Here is a 23,412-nt window from a genome sequence, read left to right as displayed (position 1 = left end):
TTAGACCTTCTTTTTAAATTTATTCGCTAATTTCATCGCAAGGAATTGAGGGATCAGGTTTAGCATACTAAAAAATAAAAACGATCCTGTAGGTCCAAGTGGTTTGAAAAACGTCCCGTCCCAACCGCCTTCTCCTGACAATTTGCTAATAAAATAATACGAAACAAACGCAGAAGCGATATTCCCAATGACTACAGCAATTATATTATTAGACCATTTTCCCAAAAAAGCTATTAGCGATGTTATGACGATCATCATTAAATAACCAACCATTGAACCATTATTGAAATCTTTATCCATCGCGAAATATACAAATGGAAAACAGTACTCACTAATGATCAGGAGATTTAATCCTAATTTTCTCACCGCATCCCCTCCTCAGCTAGTTTTTCACTCTATACCAATACTGATAAATCTCCTTAAAACCCAGCTTGTCATACAAGGCTGAAGCCCCCGTATTCGCTTGCACAACTTGCAGAAAGGAAGTTGTTGCTCCCTTTGCTCTACCCCAATTAAGCAACGCTAGCAGCAGCTGTTCCGCCATTCCCTTTCTACGATGAGCAGGGGAAGTGACAATATCATACAGACCCAAGTATCCATTCTGAATCACACCAAGTCCGCAGGCGGCAGGAACACCATGATTAAACAACAGGACATAACCCTGCTGCAAATGTGATGCAGACAACATTCTAGTTAAGGTTTCCCGGTTCTTGCCAGACAACCCGGTAAGCTCACTGAAGGCGTGCAGCCACTCTTCAGTCAAGCTCTCCTGCATCTGAACCGTATAACACAGATCGGGGCTCGCTAAGCCCCCCAGATCAAGAAGCCTTACCGATGAAGGCTCGACAATTGTATAACCGCGATCCGCAAGCATCTCATCAAGCTTTGCCGGCTGGATATAGGGGGTTATTTTGAACACTGGCTGTAGTCCAGCATACTCATAATACCGCTCCGCAAGCTTGATTTGTTCTGCGAGATCAACCTGAGAGCTGTCAGCCCCGTATAATGGATTGACCGAATTGGCCCTTTTTGTATAACCAGCTGCCGTACGTAGAATCCAGCCCTGCAGGAGAACGCTCTGCTCCGCAGGCCAAGTATTAAGTGTGATTTCTTCTATGAATTTATACAGCTTATTCCTCTCCTCTTGAAGCACGTTTGTTACGCATCGCAGGCAGTAATTTCACAGTTCCCTCCTCTTGGGAAGTGAAATAGTCATATTCGGGAGACTCTTTGCCATAAAGAGCTATTTTACCCTCACCGTTATAGTGAACACCCCAACCAAACCGCTTCGGCAGCAGTGAAGCCCTTAGACAAGGATGATTTTTGGAAAATAGCTCGTTCCATATTTGTTCCTTACGGGCCAAACGTTCTTCCTGTGGAATTTGTTTATGGCGCACATGAACCTCGTACAGAAGTTCTTCATGATTGTATTTGTAGGGCTCATTAATTAACAGTTCATATTGAATCACATGTGCAGGCGGGAGCGTTCGGCAAGACATCGGAGGAACTCCGATTTCCTCAGGGCAGTCCTCTGCTACACGAATAAAAGTATCGGTATAGCTCATTTGCATCACCTCCATATTAAATAGAAATATATTCCTTCTATGATAAATCATTTTCCTATTCTTAGCATAGCCGAATTTTCTAAAGTCCATGATGGATGAGCAGCAAAAACGGCCAATCCTCTAAACTACGGAGGATTGGCCGTTCTCATTTACCAACTCGACTTGGTAATACCCGGAATCTGGCCTTTATGCGCCAATTCGCGGAATACAATTCGGGAAACATTAAATTTGCGCAAATAACCTCGAGGTCTGCCAGACACTTGGCATCTATTTTTTTGACGAGTTGCGGAGGAATCACGTGGCAGCTTTTGCAAAGCCATATAGTCCCCTTGATCCTTTAGTTCTTTTCTTTTAACAGCGTATTTGGCGACTAGTGCTTGTCTCTTCAATTCTTTCACAACTTTAGATTTCTTGGCCATGTTCGTTCTCCTTCCATCCTTTAAATCTACTCGTTCAATGCACTCTTCAAGGCTTCCAGGTTCTGACGCATGATTCCTAAATAATCCAGGTTTTGACTGCGATCTTCCTCTGTTAATCCTTCAATTGGGTTTAGAACGGCTGCTTTGGCACCAATCTCTTTTGCTATTGTGTCTGCCACACTGGAGGATACAAGTGTCTCGAAGAAAATCGTCTTCACTTTATGCTCTTTCGCAAACTCCACAATCTTACTCATATTTGCGGCAGAAGGCTCCTGCTCCGGAGATAGTCCGGCAATCGGGACCTGAGTTAATCCATACTGCTTGGCAAGGTAACCAAAAGCCGCATGCTGAGTGATAAAATCCTTGCGTTTAGTATCCTTAAGACCGTCCTTAAATTCTTGATCCAGTTGCTCCAGCTTAGCTACATAAGCCTCTGCATTTGTCTTAAAATCCTCGGCATGTTCAGGTGCGGCAGCAGCTAAAGCTGCTTCAATGTTACGCACTTCTTGAATGGCTAGTGTAGGATTGAGCCACACATGCGGATCTAATCCACCGTGATCATGCGAATGCTCTTCATGAGCATGTTCTCCTTCTTCATGCGCATGTTCTCCTTCTTCATGAGCATGCTCCCCTTCTTCATGAGCGTGCTCCCCTTCTTCATGAGCATGCTCTCCGTCTTCATGAGCATGTTCTCCTTCTTCATGGTGGTGGTCAGCTTCTTCCTCTTCCGTGCCTTCCATGATGTCCAGACCCTTGCTCGCTTCTACAGTAATTAACGGAGTGCCAGATACACTTTCCAGCACCTGGTCTACCCAGCCTTCCATTCCTGCGCCATTATAGATCAGCATATCCGCATCTGAGATTTCTGCCATATCTTGTGCAGTCGGTTCCCAATCATGGGGTTCGATTCCTGCCGGTATGAGTGCTTCCACGTCCGCCAGATCTCCTGCCACATTTTTGGTAAACTCGTAAATTGGATAGAAACTGACTTTAATATTTAGTTTAGATGACTCTGGAAGGGCTGTGGCTTCTGCGGCTCCAGAAGCATTCGTAGTAGTAGAAGAATTACTGGCATTATTATTACCGCAACCTGCGGCAATAAGTAACGCGGACAGGGACAAAATGGCTAAATGATGGATTCTAAATTTCATTGAGAGTTGTAACTCCTTTTCTGGAAATAGATTTATGAATTCGCCGACGATTTCTAAGTCGGATCAGCTTCTGTACCAAAATTGCGATTAATAAGAACGATAGCAGTATAAGAGCAATCGTCCCACCAGGCGGTGTATTGATGTAATACGAGGCACTTAGGCCACTAAAAACGCCGAGTAACCCTACGCCAATTGATATCAATATAGCTGTCGTGAAACCAGACGCTATACGCAAGGCAATCGAAGCTGGCAAAACAATAAGCGCTGAGACTAACAGCACTCCAACAACTGGCATCGCAGCAGCTACTGTCATTCCAGTTAGTACAGCAAACGAAAATGATAACCAGCCCACATGAACTCCACTAATACTAGCGGTCTCTTCATCAAAGGTCAGATTATATAAAGATCTGCGTAACACAATAAAATAGACCAGACCGATTACAGCAACCGCAGCGATAATCTTTAGTTGAGTGTCGCTGACCGCAACGATGGAACCAAACAGATAGGAACTGAAGCTTTTACTTAAATTCTGCTTTAAGCTCATAAGTACAACTGCCAATGCTAATCCAGAGGTCATAATAATAGCTACCGGAAGCTCGCTATATGTACGATAAGAACGTCGAAGCTGTTCGATGACAATACCACCGAGAATCGCCACCATGAAACCACTTAGTGCCGGATTAAGCTGAAGTATTGAGCCTAGTGCTACTCCTGCAAGCGAAACATGAGAGAGGGTATCCGCCATTAGGACCTGACGGCGAAGCATGAGATATACCCCGAGCAGCGGACCAATAATGCCAATTAAACCACCGGCCCAAAATGCACGTTGCATGAATTCGTAACTAAACATTGCCAACCCTCATTCTCCTTTCGTTCCAGGCTGATCAACGTATCCAGATAGGAACTGGTCTCTTCCAGGCCATGCGTCACCATGATTACGGTCCGGCCGTGTTCACTGACATCATGGCGCATCAGCTTATAGAACCCAATGCGACTGTCCAGATCCATTCCCGTAGTAGGTTCATCGAGAACCAATATCTGCGGCTGTTGTGCCAATGCTCGAGCGATGCAAATCCGCTGCTTCTGGCCGCCTGACAGTTCTCCTATCTTCCGGTCTCGCAAATGCCACATATCCACCTGCTTTAAACTTCGCTCGACGATCTCGTCCTGCTCAGGTGTAAAGCGTCTAAATAATCCCAGCCTTGGATAACAACCCGAGCGAACCAGTTCGATCACCTTACTTGGGAATCCTGCGTTAAAAGAAGCTACCTGCTGTGGAACATAGCCGATAACCATCTTTCCGTTATCTGATAACTCTTTATTCAACTGAACCGTTCCACTCCATGGACGAAGCAGGCCGAGCATTAGCTTCAGCAGGGTGGTCTTAGCAGCTCCATTGGGTCCCGTTATACCAATAAACTGTCCGGTATGAATATCTAATGAAATGTTATCAAGGACAGCTTCATCCCCATACCCGAACACTACATTCCGCATGGATGATAGGATCATCGTGCCTCGCCTCCCTTCTGACTGATGTTATGTCCATCTCGGATTAAATCGTAAGTATTACGATTTAACAAATTTGATAATATCGTAATCATTACGATTTAACAAATTTGATAATATCGTAATCATTACGATTTGTAAACCCAAAATTAAAAATTAATCGTAATAATAACTATTAGACCTCTTTTTCATACAGCAAAAATCCGGAATCCCACCTTCTGGATTCCGGATTTCCATCGCTAATTTACTAAGTATCTATTCCTCAGCAGCCGCAAGGAGTTCTTCAACAGGCCACGGAAGTGGATTGTTGAACTTTGTCCAATCCTGCTTCAGCTCCTCCACCGTCAGCAAACATCTGTCCAATCTGGCTTCGAGTTGTGCCTGATCTATATTTACACCGATAAATACGATTTCATTTATTCTATCGCCCCACTGCTCGTCCCATTTCGCCTGCAGCTCAGGTTCGCTTTCCAGTACCTCCAGCTGCTGATCCTTAGGCATTGTAGCCAACCAGTAGCCAGCAGGTCCGAACTGAATGGAAGGTCCTGCCTGACTTATAGTAGCTGCAAGATCACCTTTTGCAGCTACCCATGCCACACCTTTTGCCCGAACGACCTCTTCCGGCCAGTTGCTAAAGAAAAAACTTAATCTTTGCGGGTGGAAAGGTGTTCTCCGGCGATAAACAAAGGAAGAAATTCCGTATTCCTCCGTTTCAGGGGTATGGGTCTCTTTATTCAGCTCCGCGATCCAACCAGAGGATAAGCTTGTTTTCTCAAAATCAAACAATCCGGTATTCAGAATTTCCTTCGGATCTACTACGCCGTTAATCGTGCGGATCAGCTTGGCAGACGGTTGAAGCTTACGGAGCACAGCTTCAAGCTTGTTGAGTTCATCTTCTTTCAACAGATCACACTTATTAAGCAGCAAGACATCACAAGTTTCGATCTGATCAATAAGCAGATCCACAATATCGCGGAAATCTCCTTCGCCAGCCGTTTGGTTGCGGTCCATCAGACTATCACCAGAAGAGAAGTCATGCCAGAAACGCCCAGCATCCACAACAGTCACCATCGTGTCTAATTGAGCAAGCGAAGTCAAATCAATATCCAACTCGGGATTGGCATAGGTAAAGGTCTGTGCCACTGGTACAGGTTCGCTAATGCCTGAGGATTCAATCAGGATGTAATCAAATCGCCCTTCCGCAGCCAGCTTTTGTACTTCGACAATCAAATCATCACGAAGCGTACAACAGATGCAACCATTAGACATCTCAACTAATTTCTCTTCTGTTCTAGAAAGCGTATTTCCGGACTTCACCAGATTCGCATCCACATTGACTTCACTCATGTCATTTACAATAACAGCTACTTTAAGCCCGTCACGGTTGTGCAGAATATGATTCAGCAGCGTTGTTTTCCCAGAGCCCAAATATCCACTGAGCACGGTAACAGGGAGCTTTTTCATCTATACCACTCCTATCGTTTATAAAATCAAGATTAAAATCCTCCGCCCTTAACGGGTTTCGCGATGTAAGGTTACTCTCTTTAGGCGTGGACAATATTTTTTCATTTCCATACGCCCTGGATGATTTCGCTTATTCTTGGTAGTGGTATAGTTGCGATCTCCTGTCTCCGTACATGCCAAAGTAATGATTACTCTCATCGTTTCCATCTCCTTTTGATCAAATCGTAATAATTACGATTAACACATCGTACACGGTTTATTCACAATCTGTCAACTATGATCTTGTAAAAATTTCAACTCTCTTAATTTTGTGGTCTTTCTGGTGGACAAATTACGTATAGATGGAATTATAAAAAATATGATTCTTGTAATTCCTAGAGAATCAGGCAGGAGTGGAGATCATGAAGATACCAGTAATTATTTTGAGCGGGTTTCTGGGGAGCGGGAAGACAACTCTGCTGTTGTCCCTGCTGAAAGAAAGCAAGGTAAGAGGGCTGAATCCAGGAGTAGTAATGAATGAACTGGGCAAACGGGATGTGGACGGGTATATTCTGCAGGAGCATACCGGTACAGCTGTAACTAAACTGCTGGACGGATGCGTATGTTGTAGCCGTAAAGAGGATTTGGCAGATAGCCTGATGGTGCTGCTGAGAGGACGTCCAGATGCCATTTACATGGAGTTGACCGGCGTCGCCGATCCTGAAGAAATCGCCAAAACGTTGCAGGAAACCCCTCTACAGGATCTGGTGGAGCTGCACTATACCATCACTCTGTTAGATGCGGAAAATGCTCTGGAATATAACAGCAGACTCTCCTCTGACAAACAGCTCGTTCGGACCCTGCGTAAGCAGCTCTCCACAGCTGATCTTATTGTCGTTAATAAAAGCGATCTCGTAGAGCCGGAAACCTTATGGAGAATTGAAAAGGGAGTTCGTAAACAAAATACGGAGGCTGAAATTGTATACACCCATTACAGTGAAATCAACCTGTCTCCGATATTGTCAGGAATAATCCCACGTAAAATTATAGCTCCGGCTCCACAGCGAGCGCCTCAAACCTTCAAAGGAGCATCACTGAAACAAATGCATTCAGAGCATGGGGGAACCGCTGTAAAAGAGCTGCATGAGGAGCAGCACGCTTCTTTCTCGCAGGTAACAGCCATCACGTTAACCATTCCGCAGGTAAGGACAACTATGCCTTCTAAAGAACGCCTAGAGGCCTTCTTCCAAGAATGGGGTGACAATCTATTACGTGCCAAGGGGCATATTCTTTTGTCCGAACAGGAGCCGGTTCAGCTTGTTCAATATGCGGGGATGCGTACTACCTGGGAAGCCTCTCGTTATCCTGGTATGCCTTATGTGGTGTTCATCGGGATGAATATAGATGAAGAACAGCTGGCAGATCGGTGGTCCGCCTTATTCGAGTTTTGACTACCTTTTCACCATTAAAAATACTGCCGTTGCTCCTCCCGATCTCGTTCCTGATTATCATTGGCTTTGTATGGCTGCCGAATCATCTGGAGCTGCTGGATAATGCATACATCGACACCTTCAAAACCGCTTTTATCGGCATATTGCTGGAAGCCTTGCCGTTTGTATTAGCAGGAGCATTGTTATCTTCACTGCTTCGCGTCTTTATCCCGGATGAAATGATTTCCCGGTGGATTCCGCGGCGACCTCTTCCGGCCATTCTGTTCGCATGTCTGCTCGGAATTATTTTTCCGGTCTGCGAATGTGGAATGATCCCGCTCGTCCGCCGACTTATCCATAAAGGTATGCCTGTTTACGTGGCTATCGTGTTTATTTTGTCCGGACCGATCCTAAATCCTGTCGTCTATGGGGCGACCATGACAGCATTTCGCAGCCACTCGGAGCTGGCCTATGCCCGTATGGGTCTGGCTTTTGTTGTAGCCTGTCTAATAGGTTTGATAATCTACGCAACGGTTAAAAAATCTCCCATCCGCCTAAATGTTCAGCGTGAAACAGGGGAAGCTCATCACAATAATTCTCGTGGGGGAAAAATAGCCGCTGTCTTCGTCCATACCTCAGATGAGTTTTTTGAGATGGGAAAATATTTAATTATCGGTTGCTTATTAACCGCTGGCATTCAGACATTTATGGTTCAAGACAGTCTGGCTGCGATCGGAGCTAAGCCGCTGGGTTCATATTTTTTCATGATGGGACTGGCATTTGTGCTCTCACTTTGTTCCTCCTCAGATGCCTTTGTAGCTTCCACCTTCGTACATTCTTTTCCATCTGGTGCTCTGCTCGCTTTTATGGTATTCGGACCGATGCTGGATTTCAAAAATTCATTGATGTTGCTCTCACTGTTTAAGACCAAATTCGCTCTTTATTTGTTCTTTCTGATCTTCGCAAGCGTGTTTATTGGGGCGGTATTCATGTCCTTGTGGCTGTAATTCATAGAGGTGGTAAGCTGTTGTTTACAACATGGGTAGGAGGATAGAGCATGAATGACTCTCGAAGCATCCGGTTTCACTATTTGTTAAGGGCGGTCATTCTGCTCGCTTTCGCCCTCTATATCGGGCATCTGGTACAGCAGGACGCTTTGCATTATTATGTAGCGCCCAAGCTGGCACGCTGGGTTCAATTATGTCCAATCCCGCTGACACTTATGGCGCTCAGTCTGGCCGTACAGGCTTTATTTGGCAAGGGTAGTGTTCTCTGTGACTGCGAGCATCGGCTTCCACATTCTTTTTTCAAAAGTACAGCGCTATATGGATTATTCCTTTTTCCACTGCTGCTCGGATTTCTCCTTCCGGATCGCGCTTTGGGAAGTATGGCCGCTGCTAAAAAAGGAATCTCCCTATCCTCCTTGCCCACTGAAGCTAAAAATTCCGCGAGATTCGAGTCCATTGATCCTTACCATGAGGAGCTTACCGAGCTGGCTAAGATCCTTTATACACAACCTGTGGTCCCAGTTTATTCAGCGATTTTCTCCGAAACCTTAGGTGCCCTTGAGCTGTATAAACAACAATTTGCAGGCAAAGAAATTACTATTTCCGGCTTTTTATATCGTGATCAAGGTGAACATTCAGAGAATTCTTTTGCCATAGGTAGATTTCTGGTCCAATGCTGCACTGCCGATGCTACACCCTTTGGGATATTAGTGGATTCCGGCAAACTAAAAAGCCTGCCTACCGATACCTGGATAGAGGTCCGGGGCAAGCTTCAAGTTGTTCCCTATAAAGGTCAAGAAATCATGCAAATTAGTGCTGAGTCTATTACACCTATCAAACAACCCGCAACACCTTACATTTACACCAGTCCTGACTCTATCACCGCATGGAAAGAGTTAGAAGGTTCAACTAAGATTACTAAATAATCGCATCTAGCTCATCCTCATCATTCTCAGACTTATTAGGATTAAATACTTCTACCATAATACGAGCTGGAATACAGATAATTTGCTGTTTGGGTCTTGAGATGAACCCCATTTCCAAAGCAATTCTTAGGGGAGCATCAGAATAGGTCATTTGGATTCCATAATCAAACACCTTTAGCGTATTGTGGCCGAATTTCGTTTGAATATCTATAATTTGTTCTTCTTTAGTCAAAGAAACGGTTTTGTACTCTTTACCGTCCACCGTAATTATAGCTTTCAAATCCCCTTGCTGATACTGCTCATTGCTGCTGTCCCACCACTTCATGCCATAAATCAAGCCCGCAGCTAACAAGGCTATCACAATAATTAAAATATCCCCGCGCTTCATTGTTAACAAGGTAAGAATCCTTTCATGACAAATAATATACGTAATGATTACGATTAATATCAATATATTAATCATAACCCTATTTGTCAATGATGCTCACCTAAACGAATTTGGGCAGACCATTCTCTTAATACCCGGTCGAGCTCTTTTATCGAGATGGGTTTAGAAATGAAATCCTGCATTCCAGCACTAAGACACATCATCTTATCTTCATCTCTTGCAAAAGCTGTAGCCGCAATGATAATTGGAGTCAGCCCAAGCTTCTCACGTATGATTCCCGTTGCTTCAATTCCATCCATAATAGGCATCTGAATATCCATAAATACCAGATCATAATGATTGGAAAGCACAGCCCGAACCGCTTCCTCACCATTTAAAGCGATGTCAGGAACATATCCCCTCTTTTTCAGATAAGCCTGCATAAGCTGCTGATTCACAGGATGATCTTCAGCAATAAGAATGGACATCGGTCCATACTCACCGGTAGTTAACTCTTTAACAGCAGATTTATCATTTCTGACCACATCTGTTGAGGCGTTGACGGTCACTTTCTGATCCCATTCCTCTTTGGGTAGAGAGACTTCCACTGTAAAATAAAACTCCGAGCCTTCATCCTCACAGCTATTGACACCGATAGATCCGCCAAGAAGCTCGGCCAGCTTTTTACTTATGGCAAGTCCAAGCCCAGTTCCACCATATTTACGATTGATCGACGGATGCAATTGCGAGAAGGATTGAAATAATAAACCTTGGCTGGAAACTGGAATCCCCAATCCTGTATCTTTTACGATAAATTTCACGATAAGATTTCCGGATGCCTCTGAAGCTTCTAACATAACAGAGATACTGATTTCACCTGTCTCCGTAAATTTCACTGCGTTCCCAACCAGATTTACGAGAATTTGACGCAATCTCGCCCCATCAGTCATGATGACGGCTGGAAGCTCAGGAGATAGCTCGCTAGTAAGTAAAAGCCCTTTCTCCTTAACCTTCGGATAAAACAGTTCACAAACGTTTTGTATCACTTCATGCAAATCCACCATTTGTAGTTCAAGCGTCATCATGCCTGCTTCAATTTTGCTGAAATCCAGCACTTCATTCAGAATATGAAGCAATGCCTCACCGCTTTTGTTAATGATCTGTGTGTAGTAGCTTTGCTCTTCATCCAGCTCCGTCCCAGATAAAAGATCAGCCATCCCAATAATGCCGTTCATAGGCGTGCGCAGCTCATGGCTCATGATCGCTAGGAACTCCGATTTTGCCCGGTCCGCTTCCTCGGCAGACTCCTTCGCCCGCACAATCTCCTTCTCCTCCGTAATATCTCGAAAGACGACAACCGCCCCAATCCGTTCATCACCATCAAACAGTGGGGTCATTCGATATCTGACTAAAAAGCTTGAACCATCCTGCCTCCAAAACACACCCTCCCTATCTTCAATAGTGAGATTACTGGAGCGTGAAGGAAGCAGCGTCTTCTGAATTCCTGTAAAAGACTCGTTATCCAGCCAGGTTTGGTGAATTGCATGAAATTTGCTGTTTCCCCACTCAGTAGGATCGAATCCCAACATAGTAATGGCTGCTGGATTAATGAACATCGTGTTGCCTTCAAGGTTCATCCCAAATATGCCTTCAGAGACCGAATTCAAGATCAGCGCATACTCGTTACTTAATTTCTGTATTTCTTCAAAATGACGCGTACGTTCCCCAATGTCGCGGGTTACACAGACAAGCTCCTGATTCCCGCAGGTCTCAGAGTAAATATACCGCAGAGTCGTTTCTGTCCAAATAAAGGTTCCGTCTTTGCAAAAAAACCGGAGAATAACAGGCTCAAGCTTCTTCCCTTCCATACAATTGCTGAGATATGAAGTTAATTTGATTCTGTCCTCCGGATGTATGTAATCAATCCCTCTAGTTCCGCACATTTCTTCTGGTGCATAGCCAAACATAGTCTGGCAGATGGGTGAGGCATACAGATAGGTAAAGCTCCCGTCCGCTGCATTACGTGAAATGAAGTCCATAGAATTTTCTGAGATCAGACGATAGTTCTGCTCACTATCCCGCAGTTGTTCTTCCATTCGTTGACGTTCGGTCACATCCTGGGCTATCCCGCTGATCTGCAGCAGTCTTCCTTCTTCATCTGTAATCACTTCCCAGTGCACATCCAGAAACTTCAGCTCTCCATCCGCACTATGAATACGGACCGTTGCTTCGCCATTAGCCCCATTCTCCATGGATTGATGTACTAACTGTTCAAGTCTGATGAAATCGTCAGGATCAATGCAAGCAAAAACACGTCTGTAATCAAAATAAGAATGATTGCTCTCATCTTCCAAAAAGCCAAAAATATTACGCATCTCTCTGGAAACCGTCAGCCGTGATTTTGTCATATCCCATTCCCAGGATCCCATCTTCGCAAGGTGTTGAGCTTTAGCCAGCATATCCTCGTATTTCTTGCGCTGAGTAATATCGCGACCAATGGTTAATATCTGTTTAATGTTCCCCTGCTCATCACGTACCACTTGGGAAGAACTCTCGATCCACAAATAATGTCCATCTTTATGACGGGCTCTACGAGTAAATACGTCCGTATCCGAATATAGCTTGCCTTGTTCAATCATCTCAAGAGCATCATCTACGTGATAATACTCGGGTCTTTTGGTACCTATCATTTCTTGTGCAGAATAACCTAACAGCAGCTCCACTGAGGGAGATACGTAGTGCAGTGTTCCGTCAGGATCGCCAAAAGAAATCATATCCGGTGTATTTTGCGTGATCAAATTATATAAATGCTCATCTTCCTGAATCTTCTGTTCAGCAAGTTTTCGGTCAGTGATATCCGTTAACTCAGAAATCAGGACATAGGGTTCACTGGAATTCTCCTGATAGATTAAAAATATATGTTGGGCTACCCAGATGATTTCGCCATCCTTACGCAAAAACCGCCGTTCTTTCTCCAATGCAGTCCCAGGCTCAGCTAGCAGATCGTTCAGGATAACGGAATGATCGTTATTAGTTTTATCTTCCGGATACACAAGATCCAGATAATTTATATTCAAAAGATCTTCTTCTGCATAACCAAACATTTGGCATAGCGCAGGATTCGATTGTAATAACGTCCCATCCTTCGGAGAGACTACCGCAATCCCGATAGAAGACCGTAAGTATAGCTGCTTAAAAAGAAAATCAGACACCTGTAAGCCTCCTCTTTTGAAAATGGGGGACTATATTAACAAACTTGTAATAATTTCAGTATACCTTTTTTTCGGTAAATAAGCTTGATAGTTGAGTCCTAAATGATAGACTGGTAAATTTCGCAGTAAAACTGCGCAAAAATAAACAGCAAGTCTCCCTTTGAAAAGGAAACTTGCCGTGTGTGCATGTTACAACTCTAAAGTCCTATTCTATTATCAAATTTTCCAGCTGAAGCTTCTTAATTTTCTTACGGATAGGTGCACCAATAATTACAAAAACAAGACCTAACAAAATCAACATTCCGCCCATTATTACGTTTACCATACTGAGATTCTGTGATGAAAAAGAATAATTTATTACACCAATCATCACATTAAATAGACCTAAAATCAACTCTAGCCACATTACAGATTTCCATAACCTGTTGATTCGCTTATAGTGTTTTATTCTGGATTCCAGATCTGTGTAAATATCAAACGGACCTTCTCCCGACTTCTTTCTAAGGTAAACCCAGCGCATGTAAGTACTAACACAATCTATACCGTTTTCCTCTAAAAACTTGAGATATTTGATGCTATCCGGATGATCAGGCATGTTATCTAAAAGCTCAATTCTATACGTGTACTCATTATTGGGGGTCTCTGTAAACACATATTTGCACCAAGATAATTCTGATAGAGCCATCCCCTTCGCAGACATTTCATTAAGCCACTTTTCTTCCTTCTCATAATCCCAAATCAGCTTGCGAACCACATGTTTCATTTGGACTCACCTCCAGCTATTCTCTTCCCATTCGCTATCAATTCTTCCAGACGGATAATCTCTCCCTGAATCACTGACTTTCCTAAGTCGGTAATTTCGTATTCTTTTCGACGGGAACCTTGCTCCCCTTCCACTGCTTTTATCCAGCCTTTTTCCAGTAAAGTGTTAAGTGCTCCGTATAAAGTGCCCGCGCCCAGATCAACCCGACCGTTACTTAAGTCCTTCACATTCTGCATAATTGCGTATCCGTGCATTGCTGTATATAGAGACAATAAGATATAAAATACAGCTTCAGTTAATGCGCCTCTTTCTGTGCTTTCAGGCATCATTTCATCTCCAATCTATTACTGTTGTCGATATATCGGCTTCCGTAATACCATTATTACGGAAGCCGATATAATTGTCAATACAAAAACACCCATTTTTTTCAATCGCAGCGATCATGAGCGCAACAAAAAAACCGCCCAGCACTTAGCTAAGGACGGATTTGGGGGCGTTGTTATTTGAGGGATGGATGGTCTCCGCATGAATGCTGCTGATTAGATCGACGCTGTTTATTTGCACGAAAACTAATTTATTTGCATGCAAGACTGATTCATCTACTTGACTGCCGCTCATCTGGATGACCGCTACTCAGCAGCTAGATACTCCCACCGTGCCAACTATTCCTTCCTCATTATGATGTATGAGACTGAGATGCCGCTATTTCCGAAAAATAGCGTGTTTCAGCTTACGTTCGGACTCAGATGCAGCTATTCGTCTCCAAACACTCGCTTTCACACGATTCCTTAGCAATAAGAGCTATGCAGTCCGAAACCCCTGTAAAATGTGCAAAATATCAATAATAGCGGCCATACGGTCCGTTAGTTTAACACCGTTCACCTAGGTTCCGTTTATGGACCTTAAGAACACCATGCGCTCTGGCGGTGACTGTATTTAGAGATAGTTTCGTTAATTTGTTTGAGAACGCTGAGATTCATCAGTTGGATGCTATTGATCTACATGACTGCTGCTCAGCTACATAATTGCTAATTTAGCTACATGATAATTGCAAATAAGAAAGCCCCCAAATCGCCATAGGAGCGAATTTAGGGGCTTTCTATTAAGCTATGATGCGGTCAAGAGGACTCGAACCTCCACGATATTGCTACCACTGGCACCTGAAGCCAGCGCGTCTGCCAATTCCGCCATGACCGCGTATTATGTAACTGGCGACCAAAACCGCCTGTACATAATACTATACTCCCTTTGCATATAAAACGCAAGGTTTTTGTATTATTGAATTGGGCTATATATAGACCTCATAGGCACAACCAATCAATATTATTCAGTTTATATATTTCTATTATAAGATCTCATATGGTACAACATAGATAAAGTATGGCGTTATGACGGAGATGTCTGAATAATCTATCAATAGAAAGGATGAATACTTATGAACCAGCAGTGGAATACCCAAACCTATGATACTGATATGGCCTTTGTGTCTCAGTTTGGAGAGTCTTTGATTAAGCTGCTTCGCCCACAGCCTGGCGAACAGATTATCGATTGGGGCTGTGGAACCGGAGATTTGGCGGCAGCCATTGCTGCTAGAGGCGCCACTGTGACAGGTATTGATGCCTCTGCCGAAATGATTCAGACAGCCCGTGACAAACATCCCCATCTAAGCTTTGTCTTAGCTGATGGGCAAACTTATGTCGCGGAACAGCCAGTCGATGCTGTGTTCAGCAACGCTGCCCTTCACTGGCTAACAGACGCAAACGGAGCGGCGGCGTCCATCGTTGCCAGCTTGCGGGTAGGCGGCCGTTTCGTGGCCGAGTTCGGTGGACTGGGCAATATTGCTTCCATCGTCGCTACACTTCCACAAGCTTTTGCAGCCATTGGCTGTAGTCATAAGCTGCATTTGCCCTGGTACTTCCCCAGCATTGGCGAGTACGCAACTCTACTAGAGAAGCACGGACTGACCGTGGACCTCGCTCTTTGTTTTGACCGGCCAACACCACTGGAAGGCTTGGAGCAAGGATTTCAGCGGTGGTTGAATACTTTTGCCGATGGAATCTTAAGTGTGCTCACACCCATTGAACGCGCAGAAGTTCTCTCTTCTATGGAACAGAAACTGAAACCCACGCTATATCAGGACGGCCGCTGGGTAATGGACTATCGCAGAATCCGGGTTGTTGCTTACAAACGAAGCTAATATAGATGAGAATTACTGCCCATGTTCAATAATCAAAAAAAGAGTGCACTGGCGCTTAGTACGCGTTAGTACACTCTTTTTACACGGGATCCTATTTTCTATCTCCAACGTACCGATCACTGCCAGCACCAAGTCCGACAACCATCAACAGCACACTTGCACCCAGCAGTAAAATCAATGGCACCGTCCAGCTGTTCGTTACATCATGCAGCCAGCCGAATAATGCCGGTCCCATTGCTGCCAGTACATAACCCACAGATTGGGCCATTCCTGACAGCTCCGCCGCTTCTTGCGTGCTTCTTGTTCTTAGACTGAAGAACATCATCGCAAGACCGAAGGCAAATCCCCCGGCAATACCAAAGCATATCGCCCATACAGCCATTAAAGCGCCGCTGCCTTGCCAGATGCCACCTAATGCGATGAAATAAAGAACAGCAGTGATTATAACTAGAATACGTTGGTTTTTCATCCGGCCTGCCCACAGCGGTACGAAGAAAGTAAAGGGTAGTTGTGCCAATTGCATGAGCGAGAGAAACCAACCCGCATTACTCGACGACATTCCCCGTTCACCGAGGAGAACCGAAAACCAGGCAATAAAGACGTAATAAAGCAGTGACTGTAAGCCCATAAAGATCGTGACTTTCCAAGCAAGAGATGAACGCCACATATTTTTGCTTGAGGCTGCACTCTTAGAGCCGGTTCCTTGATTAAGCTTACGCATTTGCGGAATCCAGAACACTGTTGCTAGAGCTGCGATCATAAACCAGATGGCCAAGGTCCCTCTCCAACCGAATCCAGCATTCGTTGCCAACGGTACACTAATTCCTGAGGCAATAGCTGCGCATAAATTCATAGAAACCGTGTAGATACCTGTCATTAGCCCGATTTTGTGAGGAAACTTCCCCTTAATAAGACCTGGAAGCAGTACATTACACACGGCAATAGATAATCCAAGTATAGCAGTACCTGTGAACAACAGACCTGCTCCAGATCCCGAGCGAATTAGAATTCCCATAGCCAGCATGACCATGGCAACTAATAACACATTAGCCAAACCAAAACGGCGGGCCAGCTTTGGAGCAAACGGGGACAAGATGGCAAAAGCTAATAATGGTAAAGTAGTAATAGCTCCCGCTAAAGTATTGGATAAGCCGAGGTCATCCTGAATCAATTGTATTAATGGACCCACAGAAGTAAATGGAGCCCGCAGCGCTGCAGCGATAAAAATAATTCCCAGCACAAGCAGCCAGCGATCATATTTGCTATCCATTAAGCTATTATTCTGAATCTGTCCTTCGCGTTGTGATGCTTTCATCGTGTATCCTCCTAAATTACAAACAAATAACCCCGCCAAGCAGAAAGCTTGTCAAGGATCTGAAATATTTAAACACTATGAACCATCATCTACTATTCTATTAGAAGTTACAACCCTTAAGTAATTTTATACCCGAATTATTGACAAAACCGCTGGCCATCTTTAGTATCCATATCATCGGGTAGTTGAGAATTAATTTCAATTGGACTCATATTTAAACCACAGAAAAGAGTGAACAGAATGCTTCGAAGGTTTTTTTCCTACTATCGTCCGTATAGAAAACTATTTATATTGGATTTCTCCTGCGCTGTTTTTGCGGGACTGCTAGAACTGGCTTTTCCGGTAGCCGTCAATAAATTTATTGATGATTTACTTCCTGGTCAAGATTGGCCGCTTATTCTTATCGCTTGTGTTGCGCTGCTGGCGATTTACGCCTTAAATACAGTGATGCAGTATATTGTCACTTACTGGGGTCACATGCTGGGCATAAATATCGAAACTGATATGCGCAAAAAAATGTTTGACCATATTCAGAAACTCTCGTTCCGATTCTTTGATAATAATAAAACAGGCCATCTAATCGGACGAATCACCAATGACTTAAATGATATCGGCGAAGTTGCGCATCACGGTCCTGAGGATGTATTTATTGCAATCATGACCCTTGTCGGAGCCTTTCTCCTAATGGCTGATATTAATCTGAAGCTGGCGATCATTACTTTTATTATCGTTCCAATTATGGCTTGGGTAATCATCTACTTCGGGCGCAATATGACTTCCACTTATCGTCAGCTATTTGGAAATGTAGGCAGTTTCAATGCCCGTATCGAAGACAATGTCGGTGGGATTCGGGTCGTGCAATCTTTTGCCAATGAGCAGCATGAACAAGAACTATTCGCAGTAGATAATCAAATGTTCCGCAAAACAAAACTTCTGGCTTATAAAATCATGGCTAGAAGCTTGTCCGTCAGCTATATGATGACCCGCCTCATTACCATCCTGGTGATGATCTGCGGCGCATGGTTCTTCATCAATGGCGAGCTGCAAATCGGTGAATTTGTGGCGTTTATCTTGTTGTCGAATATCTTCTTCCGACCTATCGAGAAAATCAATGCAGTGATCGAAAGTTATCCTAAAGGAATTGCCGGCTTCAGACGTTATCTGGAGATCATTGACACGGAACCTGACATCAGTGACAAACCGGATGCCGTGGAGATCAACGCTTTGCGCGGTGATATTACATTCCAGGATGTATCTTTTGGATACGAAGAGAATCGTCCGGTTCTGCAAAATATAAGCCTTAACGTAAGGGCTGGCGAAACCATTGCCTTTGTTGGACCGTCCGGCGCAGGTAAAACAACAATCTGCAGCCTGCTTCCGCGCTTCTATGATGTCACAGCCGGGGCCATCACGATTGATGGCATCGATATCCGTGACATGAAGCTGGAATCGCTGCGCAAACAAATCGGGATCGTGCAGCAGGATGTTTTCCTGTTCTCCGGGACAATTCGCGAGAATATCGCCTATGGGAAACTGGATGCAAAGCTGCCTGAAATCTGGGAAGCTGCGCGACGTGCTCATCTGGAGGAGCTCATTCAGAATCTGCCAGATGGAATGGAGACAGTCATCGGGGAGCGCGGTGTGAAGCTGTCCGGTGGACAAAAGCAGCGCCTGGCTATCGCTCGCATGTTCCTCAAGAATCCGCCGATTCTGATTCTGGATGAAGCTACTTCCGCGCTGGACACAGAGACCGAAGCCGCGATTCAGCAATCCCTGGCTGATCTGTCCGTAGGCAGAACCACACTCGTCATCGCTCACCGTTTGACGACGATCAAAAATGCCGACCGGATTATGGTCGTGAATGAAGAAGGAATCGCTGAACAAGGCAGACATGAAGAATTAGTCCATGCTGGTGGAATTTACAGCCGTCTGCATCAGGCGCAATATAACTTTTAAAAAGTAATTTGCCACAGCTGAGCAAAAATGAAGCAAGCCTAGTCACCATGTTTTTGGCGACTAGGCTTGCTTTTTCGCGTAACTCCTCTATTTGCAGCAAACGTGATGCTTGATTAAGGAATTCCTCCCTGATTTTCTTTGGTTTATTGCTCTAATCCTTGCAATCAGGGAAAACCTCCCGCAGATTCACCCCAATTTGCTCATAATAGTGGAATTCAGGCGATATTTAGGGAGGATTTCCCTGATAAGCTAAGTAACCAGCATAAATCAGCTATTTTCAGAGAGGTTTTCCCTAAAATTTAAAAACAGCACAATTAAAGCTCAGTTCCCCTACTTTCGCTATTGCGGCTCTGTTCCCCATACCAGCACTCCGTTCCGATAAAGGGTCACCTTGTTCCAATCCGCATAAGCGGTCTGAAGTGAATTAAACGAATAATCATTGGCCTCGTTAAAATTGCTCCAATCTGTCTTGTGTATCCGGGTCTGAATATCCCCGGAAGCACCTCCAGCTGCAAGCATGCCCGCACCTGCGTTGAATTGTACTTCCAAATAGTAATCTGCTCCCGTTCGAGGCGTGTCCAGCTTTACAAAGCTGCCTGCTACCTTGCTGTTGCCGATCTGGGCATAATCGCAGAAAAAGGATTGCGGCTTGTCTCCATCGATCGTATACCAGTAACGGATGCTCAGCTCGCTAAGATCGACTGCAGTTGTGCCGTTATTTTTAATATTAAAATAGGGCTTCGTCTGGTTGTCATTTGGGTTAGTATCCGCTGTCCGATACGCCACTGCAAGCCCGGTGACCGGTTCGACAGGCCCCGAGCCTTGCGGTGTAGCCATCGCTTGTACAGAATTGCTGCTCGTACCCGCACTATTGACAGCATTCACAACATAATAATAAGTCGTTCCGTTGCTAACGGCCGCATCGCTATAGCTCGTCCCGGTAGCCGTAGTCAGAGTGGTATAAGGGCCACCACTCGTAAGTGACCGTTTCACCGTATAGGAAGTTGCGCCCGCCGAGGTGCTCCAGCTAAGATTCACGAGCCCATTGCCTGCAGCTGCATTCAAGTTAGCAGGAGCAGCTGGAACTACGGGAGCTGCCACTGTCTCCAATACGGACCAGTAGGCCGGCTTAGATTGAAGGCGCTCATCAAATAATAAAGGCCAATTGTTGCGGGCTACCGGATAAGTGCGCAGCCAAGTATTACTGTCATCCTTCCCCCAGAGAGTGACATTCGTGACCGTATCCGTGTGCCTCATGAAGATCTCAAATAATGATTTGTATAAAGCCGCTTGGCGCTGCTTCAAATGATCAGGGAAGGTCTCATAGGCTTGAGAATTATCAGAATACACACTAATATCCAGCTCAGTAATATGAGTTTCCAGCCCTAAAGCCTTGAACTTGATAATCGAATTTTCGATTTCAGAGAGCGAAGGATAATACAAGCTGATGTGCGTTTGATGCCCTACTCCGTCAATAGGAACCCCTTTAGCCTGAAGTCGTACAATCAGATTGTATAGTGCTTGGCTTTTGGCTGGCTCATGCGTATTGTAGTCATTGATGAACAGTTTTGCGTTAGGATCAGCTTCATGAGCGAACTGGAACGCCTTCTCAATATACTCTTCACCCGCGATCTGGTACCACAGGCTGCGGCGCATGCCATCAGATTGCGAAGTGTCAATCACTTCGTTGACGACATCCCAAGCATAGATTTCACCTTTATAACGTTCCATAACGGTCTTAATATGACTCTTCATCCGCTCATATAACACCGTTTTGGAGACCAAATTACCACTGGCGTCACGGAACACCCAATCCGGTGTCTGCGAATGCCAGACCAGGGTATGTCCACGTACCTGCTGCCCATTTGCGGTAGCAAAAGCTACTGCCGTGTCAGCGTCAGCGAAATTAAACACACCTTCCTGCGGCTCCGTGCTGTCCCATTTCAGAACATTTCCTGGCGTTACACTATCAAAATGCTTGGATAACAATTGCCGATCCGGAGCTGTCAGCAGCTCACTATTCGTAAAAGCCGAGCCGATCAGAAATTTGTTTGCAAACACATCCTTCAGCGAAGGAATCGCATCCTCGATGACAATTGGACCGAGATCCGGTAGCATTTCCAATCGAAAATCATCCAAATAAAAAGAAGTTGTCGCGCTACCCGGCACTTCAAAATAAATAGAAAGTTGATCTGCCGGCTCCAATAGCTTGTACTGCGCCTGAAGCTTCACCCAACCGTTCGCTGTCACTGCACCAAAGGTCAAATTATCATAATGAATGGTAGAAGGTAATGTCCGCTGCAATGACATATAGATATTCGCGTTAGATGATCCGGCAGGCAGCTTCACCCATCCAATAAACACATAAGTTTGTCCCACTTCCAGCTGGCTAGTCACATCCAGTGAAGGTCCATGCCACGTTTTTGTTCGGCCGCTTACCTCCAGGCCATATGTGCCGCTGCGTGCCGCATCTGTTTTGGCCGTAAGCACCTCAACTTCCCCACGTCCACTCCAGCCCTGAACAGTACCATCTTCAAAATCGCTTTGCTGAATAAGCGTGTTCTCCGCATGTGCGGGTGCAGCCCAATACACAGGTACAAGCAAACATAAAACCAAAACAAAATTAAGCGCTTTCAAAAAAGTTCCTTTTTTCATCGCTTCGATTCTCCCTTCTGAATTAGGTTCGAACCTTATTGCTTCGTTTCTTCCTGTCCCCGATACCGCTCGGGCCACACCACCTTCCTCATAAAAAAATCAGAGCCTATCCTCAGGAGGAACCAAGCTAGGCAGGTCATCCGTGAAGTATGGGCTCTATATCGCCATAATATCACATTTGTTTCCATTTATGGAACTAAAATTAATTATTTTCGATCTTATTTTACTTAAGCTGAACGGATCTGCGTTATCAGATCCATTTAACGCCGAAAAAACCCAAAAGACGACACCATTATGGTGTTGTCTCTTGGGTTACATAACATGCTGGCTGAATGTACGGGAGTTTTACCGTTCATTTCGCCACTTCCAGCTGAATCAGCGCATTGTACGGGAGTTATACCGTACATTTCGCCACTTTCAGCTGGATCATCACATTGTACGGGATTTCTACCGTTCATTTCGCCACTTCCAGCTGGATCAGCACATTATACGGGAGTTCTACCGTACATTTCGCCACTTTCAGCTGGATCAGCACTTTGTACGGGATTTCTACCGTACATTTCGCCACTTTCAGCTGGATCATCACATTGTACGGGAGTTATACCGTTCATTTCGCCACTTCCAGCTGGATCATCACATTGTACGGGATTTCTACCGTTCATTTCGCCACTTCCAGCTGGATCAGCACATTATACGGGAGTTCTACCGTACATTTCGCCACTTTCAGCTGGATCAGCACTTTGTACGGGATTTCTACCGTTCATTTCGCCACTTCCAGCTGGATCAGCACATTGTACGGGATTTCTACCGTTCATTTCGCCACTTCCAGCTGGATCAGCACATTGTACGGGAGTTATACCGTTCATTTCGGCATTCCTAGTATGTACAAGAAAATTATGCTAGTCAGCTATTGATTTTTCTTTCGTTACTATCATGATCAATAGTAAAAAAATCAAAACTAGTTGAATACCTAAATATATTATAGGGAAAAAATAGATAAGACTTATCTGATCAAAGTCAGGCTTCATATCAAAAAACCTTAAATCAACAACCCCTGAACCTCTAGACTCTTTTCCTTGTAATTCTTTTAAATAAAATAGAATTCTCGTGCTAGGAACAATACTAATAACTAACCAAGAAATGTTGTACCTAAGCTTTTGCGTCTTTAAAGCTATCTTGCAAGACACATTCAGAAGAATTATTGGCGCTGCATACATTATAAACATTTGTTTTACTACTTCTACTTCCAACTTCCCCGTTTTCATTCCCAAAAGGTAGATAATTATTAAATGTAAGAAAATAACAATGGTAACTTGTAGGATTGCTTTCATCCTTGTGCTTCTAGATTCAGCTTTCAATCTATCACCTCTCACAAGTTATATTCTAATTTCTATAATTTCACAACGAAAACATAGAAATGCTGAGATAAAACAACAAATTAAAGAAGGAGCCGTGTAGTGAACACGACTCCCTCTTCCTATAAACCGCATCAGTAGCGGC

At 44.4% G+C, this 23,412-nt stretch carries 22 protein-coding genes and 1 tRNA gene; 6 read left to right on the top strand and 17 right to left on the bottom strand.

What is annotated here, in order from left to right; all coding sequences use genetic code 11:
* The 9 genes from MHH86_RS10375 to rpmG all read right to left on the bottom strand — a co-directional run bounded on the left by MHH86_RS10375 (nt 1) and on the right by rpmG (nt 6,303).
* On the bottom strand, nt 1-366 hold the full coding sequence (locus MHH86_RS10375) for a hypothetical protein (protein ID WP_036679384.1): 366 nt from the start codon (nt 364-366) through the stop codon (nt 1-3).
* A 16-nt stretch (nt 367-382) separates the two neighbouring features.
* Complete coding sequence (locus MHH86_RS10370; protein WP_081394549.1) at nt 383-1,153, bottom strand: GNAT family N-acetyltransferase; 771 nt, start codon at nt 1,151-1,153, stop codon at nt 383-385.
* The gene (locus tag MHH86_RS10365) at nt 1,131-1,565 is read right to left on the bottom strand and encodes a DUF6157 family protein (RefSeq protein WP_080742457.1); all 435 of its coding nucleotides are present in this window, start codon (nt 1,563-1,565) and stop codon (nt 1,131-1,133) included. Before MHH86_RS10365 ends, MHH86_RS10370 begins: the two co-directional genes overlap by 23 nt.
* 149 nt (nt 1,566-1,714) lie before the next feature.
* Entirely contained in the window at nt 1,715-1,984 is a 270-nt protein-coding gene (gene rpsN, locus MHH86_RS10360) for a 30S ribosomal protein S14 (protein WP_036679381.1), read from the bottom strand.
* Nucleotides 1,985-2,010: 26 nt separating this feature from the next.
* Entirely contained in the window at nt 2,011-3,135 is a 1,125-nt protein-coding gene (locus MHH86_RS10355; protein ID WP_036679379.1) for a metal ABC transporter substrate-binding protein, read from the bottom strand.
* Nucleotides 3,125-3,991 carry a metal ABC transporter permease gene (locus MHH86_RS10350; RefSeq protein ID WP_036679378.1) on the bottom strand — a complete coding sequence of 289 codons (867 nt, stop codon included), beginning with the start codon at nt 3,989-3,991 and terminating at the stop codon, nt 3,125-3,127. The genes MHH86_RS10355 and MHH86_RS10350 overlap by 11 nt, the downstream gene beginning before the upstream one ends.
* The gene (locus MHH86_RS10345) at nt 3,937-4,644 is read right to left on the bottom strand and encodes a metal ABC transporter ATP-binding protein (protein ID WP_036679376.1); all 708 of its coding nucleotides are present in this window, start codon (nt 4,642-4,644) and stop codon (nt 3,937-3,939) included. Before MHH86_RS10345 ends, MHH86_RS10350 begins: the two co-directional genes overlap by 55 nt.
* 252 nt (nt 4,645-4,896) lie before the next feature.
* Nucleotides 4,897-6,105, bottom strand: coding sequence for a GTP-binding protein (locus MHH86_RS10340; RefSeq protein ID WP_036679375.1), 1,209 nt, complete (start codon nt 6,103-6,105; stop codon nt 4,897-4,899).
* Nucleotides 6,106-6,153: 48 nt separating this feature from the next.
* Nucleotides 6,154-6,303, bottom strand: a complete 150-nt coding sequence (gene rpmG, locus MHH86_RS10335; protein WP_076098468.1) for a 50S ribosomal protein L33 — start codon at nt 6,301-6,303, stop codon at nt 6,154-6,156.
* Nucleotides 6,304-6,506: 203 nt separating this feature from the next.
* Here rpmG and MHH86_RS10330 point away from each other — a divergent pair, with 203 nt between their 5' ends.
* The 3 genes from MHH86_RS10330 to MHH86_RS10320 are packed head-to-tail and all read left to right on the top strand — an operon-like array spanning nt 6,507 to nt 9,447.
* A complete protein-coding gene (locus MHH86_RS10330) occupies nt 6,507-7,535 on the top strand; it encodes a GTP-binding protein (RefSeq protein ID WP_036679372.1) in 1,029 nt (342 codons plus the stop codon).
* The gene (locus tag MHH86_RS10325; protein ID WP_036679369.1) at nt 7,532-8,521 is read left to right on the top strand and encodes a permease; all 990 of its coding nucleotides are present in this window, start codon (nt 7,532-7,534) and stop codon (nt 8,519-8,521) included. Before MHH86_RS10330 ends, MHH86_RS10325 begins: the two co-directional genes overlap by 4 nt.
* A gap of 50 nt (nt 8,522-8,571) precedes the next feature.
* Complete coding sequence (locus MHH86_RS10320) at nt 8,572-9,447, top strand: TIGR03943 family protein (protein WP_036679366.1); 876 nt, start codon at nt 8,572-8,574, stop codon at nt 9,445-9,447.
* Here MHH86_RS10320 and MHH86_RS10315 read toward each other — a convergent pair.
* The 5 genes from MHH86_RS10315 to MHH86_RS10295 all read right to left on the bottom strand — a co-directional run bounded on the left by MHH86_RS10315 (nt 9,440) and on the right by MHH86_RS10295 (nt 14,986).
* Entirely contained in the window at nt 9,440-9,835 is a 396-nt protein-coding gene (locus MHH86_RS10315) for a NusG domain II-containing protein (RefSeq protein WP_036679457.1), read from the bottom strand. The genes MHH86_RS10320 and MHH86_RS10315 overlap by 8 nt on opposite strands.
* 86 nt (nt 9,836-9,921) lie before the next feature.
* Nucleotides 9,922-13,026, bottom strand: a complete 3,105-nt coding sequence (locus tag MHH86_RS10310; RefSeq protein WP_326047369.1) for a PAS domain S-box protein — start codon at nt 13,024-13,026, stop codon at nt 9,922-9,924.
* Between the two features lie 205 nt (nt 13,027-13,231).
* On the bottom strand, nt 13,232-13,789 hold the full coding sequence (locus MHH86_RS10305) for a DUF2812 domain-containing protein (RefSeq protein WP_076275019.1): 558 nt from the start codon (nt 13,787-13,789) through the stop codon (nt 13,232-13,234).
* Complete coding sequence (locus tag MHH86_RS10300) at nt 13,786-14,115, bottom strand: PadR family transcriptional regulator (RefSeq protein ID WP_036679357.1); 330 nt, start codon at nt 14,113-14,115, stop codon at nt 13,786-13,788. The genes MHH86_RS10305 and MHH86_RS10300 overlap by 4 nt, the downstream gene beginning before the upstream one ends.
* Nucleotides 14,116-14,902: 787 nt before the next feature.
* A tRNA-Leu gene (locus MHH86_RS10295) sits at nt 14,903-14,986 on the bottom strand.
* Between the two features lie 238 nt (nt 14,987-15,224).
* On the opposite strand from MHH86_RS10295, the gene MHH86_RS10290 reads away from it, so the two are divergent.
* Nucleotides 15,225-15,986 carry a methyltransferase domain-containing protein gene (locus MHH86_RS10290; protein WP_038569774.1) on the top strand — a complete coding sequence of 254 codons (762 nt, stop codon included), beginning with the start codon at nt 15,225-15,227 and terminating at the stop codon, nt 15,984-15,986.
* Between the two features lie 91 nt (nt 15,987-16,077).
* On the opposite strand, the gene MHH86_RS10285 is transcribed toward MHH86_RS10290, so the two are convergent.
* A complete protein-coding gene (locus MHH86_RS10285; protein WP_244886503.1) occupies nt 16,078-17,256 on the bottom strand; it encodes an MFS transporter in 1,179 nt (392 codons plus the stop codon).
* Nucleotides 17,257-17,541: 285 nt separating this feature from the next.
* Here MHH86_RS10285 and MHH86_RS10280 point away from each other — a divergent pair, with 285 nt between their 5' ends.
* Nucleotides 17,542-19,257 (top strand): ABC transporter ATP-binding protein, encoded by a 1,716-nt coding sequence (locus tag MHH86_RS10280; RefSeq protein ID WP_076275020.1) that lies wholly within the window; start codon nt 17,542-17,544, stop codon nt 19,255-19,257.
* Between the two features lie 339 nt (nt 19,258-19,596).
* Here MHH86_RS10280 and MHH86_RS10275 read toward each other — a convergent pair whose 3' ends face one another.
* Nucleotides 19,597-21,912, bottom strand: a complete 2,316-nt coding sequence (locus MHH86_RS10275; protein ID WP_076275021.1) for an endo-1,4-beta-xylanase — start codon at nt 21,910-21,912, stop codon at nt 19,597-19,599.
* 190 nt (nt 21,913-22,102) lie between these two features.
* On the opposite strand from MHH86_RS10275, the gene MHH86_RS10270 reads away from it, so the two are divergent.
* A complete protein-coding gene (locus MHH86_RS10270; protein WP_342479717.1) occupies nt 22,103-22,792 on the top strand; it encodes a hypothetical protein in 690 nt (229 codons plus the stop codon).
* A gap of 19 nt (nt 22,793-22,811) precedes the next feature.
* Here the strand turns inward: MHH86_RS10270 and MHH86_RS10265 are convergent, their stop codons facing one another.
* Nucleotides 22,812-23,270 carry a hypothetical protein gene (locus tag MHH86_RS10265; protein ID WP_036679346.1) on the bottom strand — a complete coding sequence of 153 codons (459 nt, stop codon included), beginning with the start codon at nt 23,268-23,270 and terminating at the stop codon, nt 22,812-22,814.
* Nucleotides 23,271-23,412 lie beyond the last annotated feature (142 nt).

The organism is Paenibacillus sp. FSL F4-0097, from assembly GCF_038593125.1.
Taxonomy (GTDB): domain Bacteria; phylum Bacillota; class Bacilli; order Paenibacillales; family Paenibacillaceae; genus Paenibacillus_AQ; species Paenibacillus_AQ odorifer.
Note: the sequence above shows the minus strand (reverse complement) of the source record. Positions and strands in the feature narration are given on the sequence as shown.

Coding starts and splice junctions, on each gene's coding strand:
- MHH86_RS10365 (WP_080742457.1), bottom strand. CDS start 1,565: ATGAGCTATACCGATACTTTTATTCGTGTAGCAGAGGACTGCCCTGAG.
- rpsN (WP_036679381.1), bottom strand. CDS start 1,984: ATGGCCAAGAAATCTAAAGTTGTGAAAGAATTGAAGAGACAAGCACTA.
- MHH86_RS10355 (WP_036679379.1), bottom strand. CDS start 3,135: ATGAAATTTAGAATCCATCATTTAGCCATTTTGTCCCTGTCCGCGTTA.
- MHH86_RS10345 (WP_036679376.1), bottom strand. CDS start 4,644: ATGATCCTATCATCCATGCGGAATGTAGTGTTCGGGTATGGGGATGAA.
- MHH86_RS10340 (WP_036679375.1), bottom strand. CDS start 6,105: ATGAAAAAGCTCCCTGTTACCGTGCTCAGTGGATATTTGGGCTCTGGG.
- rpmG (WP_076098468.1), bottom strand. CDS start 6,303: ATGAGAGTAATCATTACTTTGGCATGTACGGAGACAGGAGATCGCAAC.
- MHH86_RS10330 (WP_036679372.1), top strand. CDS start 6,507: ATGAAGATACCAGTAATTATTTTGAGCGGGTTTCTGGGGAGCGGGAAG.
- MHH86_RS10320 (WP_036679366.1), top strand. CDS start 8,572: ATGAATGACTCTCGAAGCATCCGGTTTCACTATTTGTTAAGGGCGGTC.
- MHH86_RS10315 (WP_036679457.1), bottom strand. CDS start 9,835: ATGAAGCGCGGGGATATTTTAATTATTGTGATAGCCTTGTTAGCTGCG.
- MHH86_RS10305 (WP_076275019.1), bottom strand. CDS start 13,789: ATGAAACATGTGGTTCGCAAGCTGATTTGGGATTATGAGAAGGAAGAA.
- MHH86_RS10300 (WP_036679357.1), bottom strand. CDS start 14,115: ATGCCTGAAAGCACAGAAAGAGGCGCATTAACTGAAGCTGTATTTTAT.
- MHH86_RS10290 (WP_038569774.1), top strand. CDS start 15,225: ATGAACCAGCAGTGGAATACCCAAACCTATGATACTGATATGGCCTTT.
- MHH86_RS10285 (WP_244886503.1), bottom strand. CDS start 17,256: ATGGATAGCAAATATGATCGCTGGCTGCTTGTGCTGGGAATTATTTTT.
- MHH86_RS10280 (WP_076275020.1), top strand. CDS start 17,542: ATGCTTCGAAGGTTTTTTTCCTACTATCGTCCGTATAGAAAACTATTT.
- MHH86_RS10275 (WP_076275021.1), bottom strand. CDS start 21,912: ATGAAAAAAGGAACTTTTTTGAAAGCGCTTAATTTTGTTTTGGTTTTA.
- MHH86_RS10270 (WP_342479717.1), top strand. CDS start 22,103: ATGGAACTAAAATTAATTATTTTCGATCTTATTTTACTTAAGCTGAAC.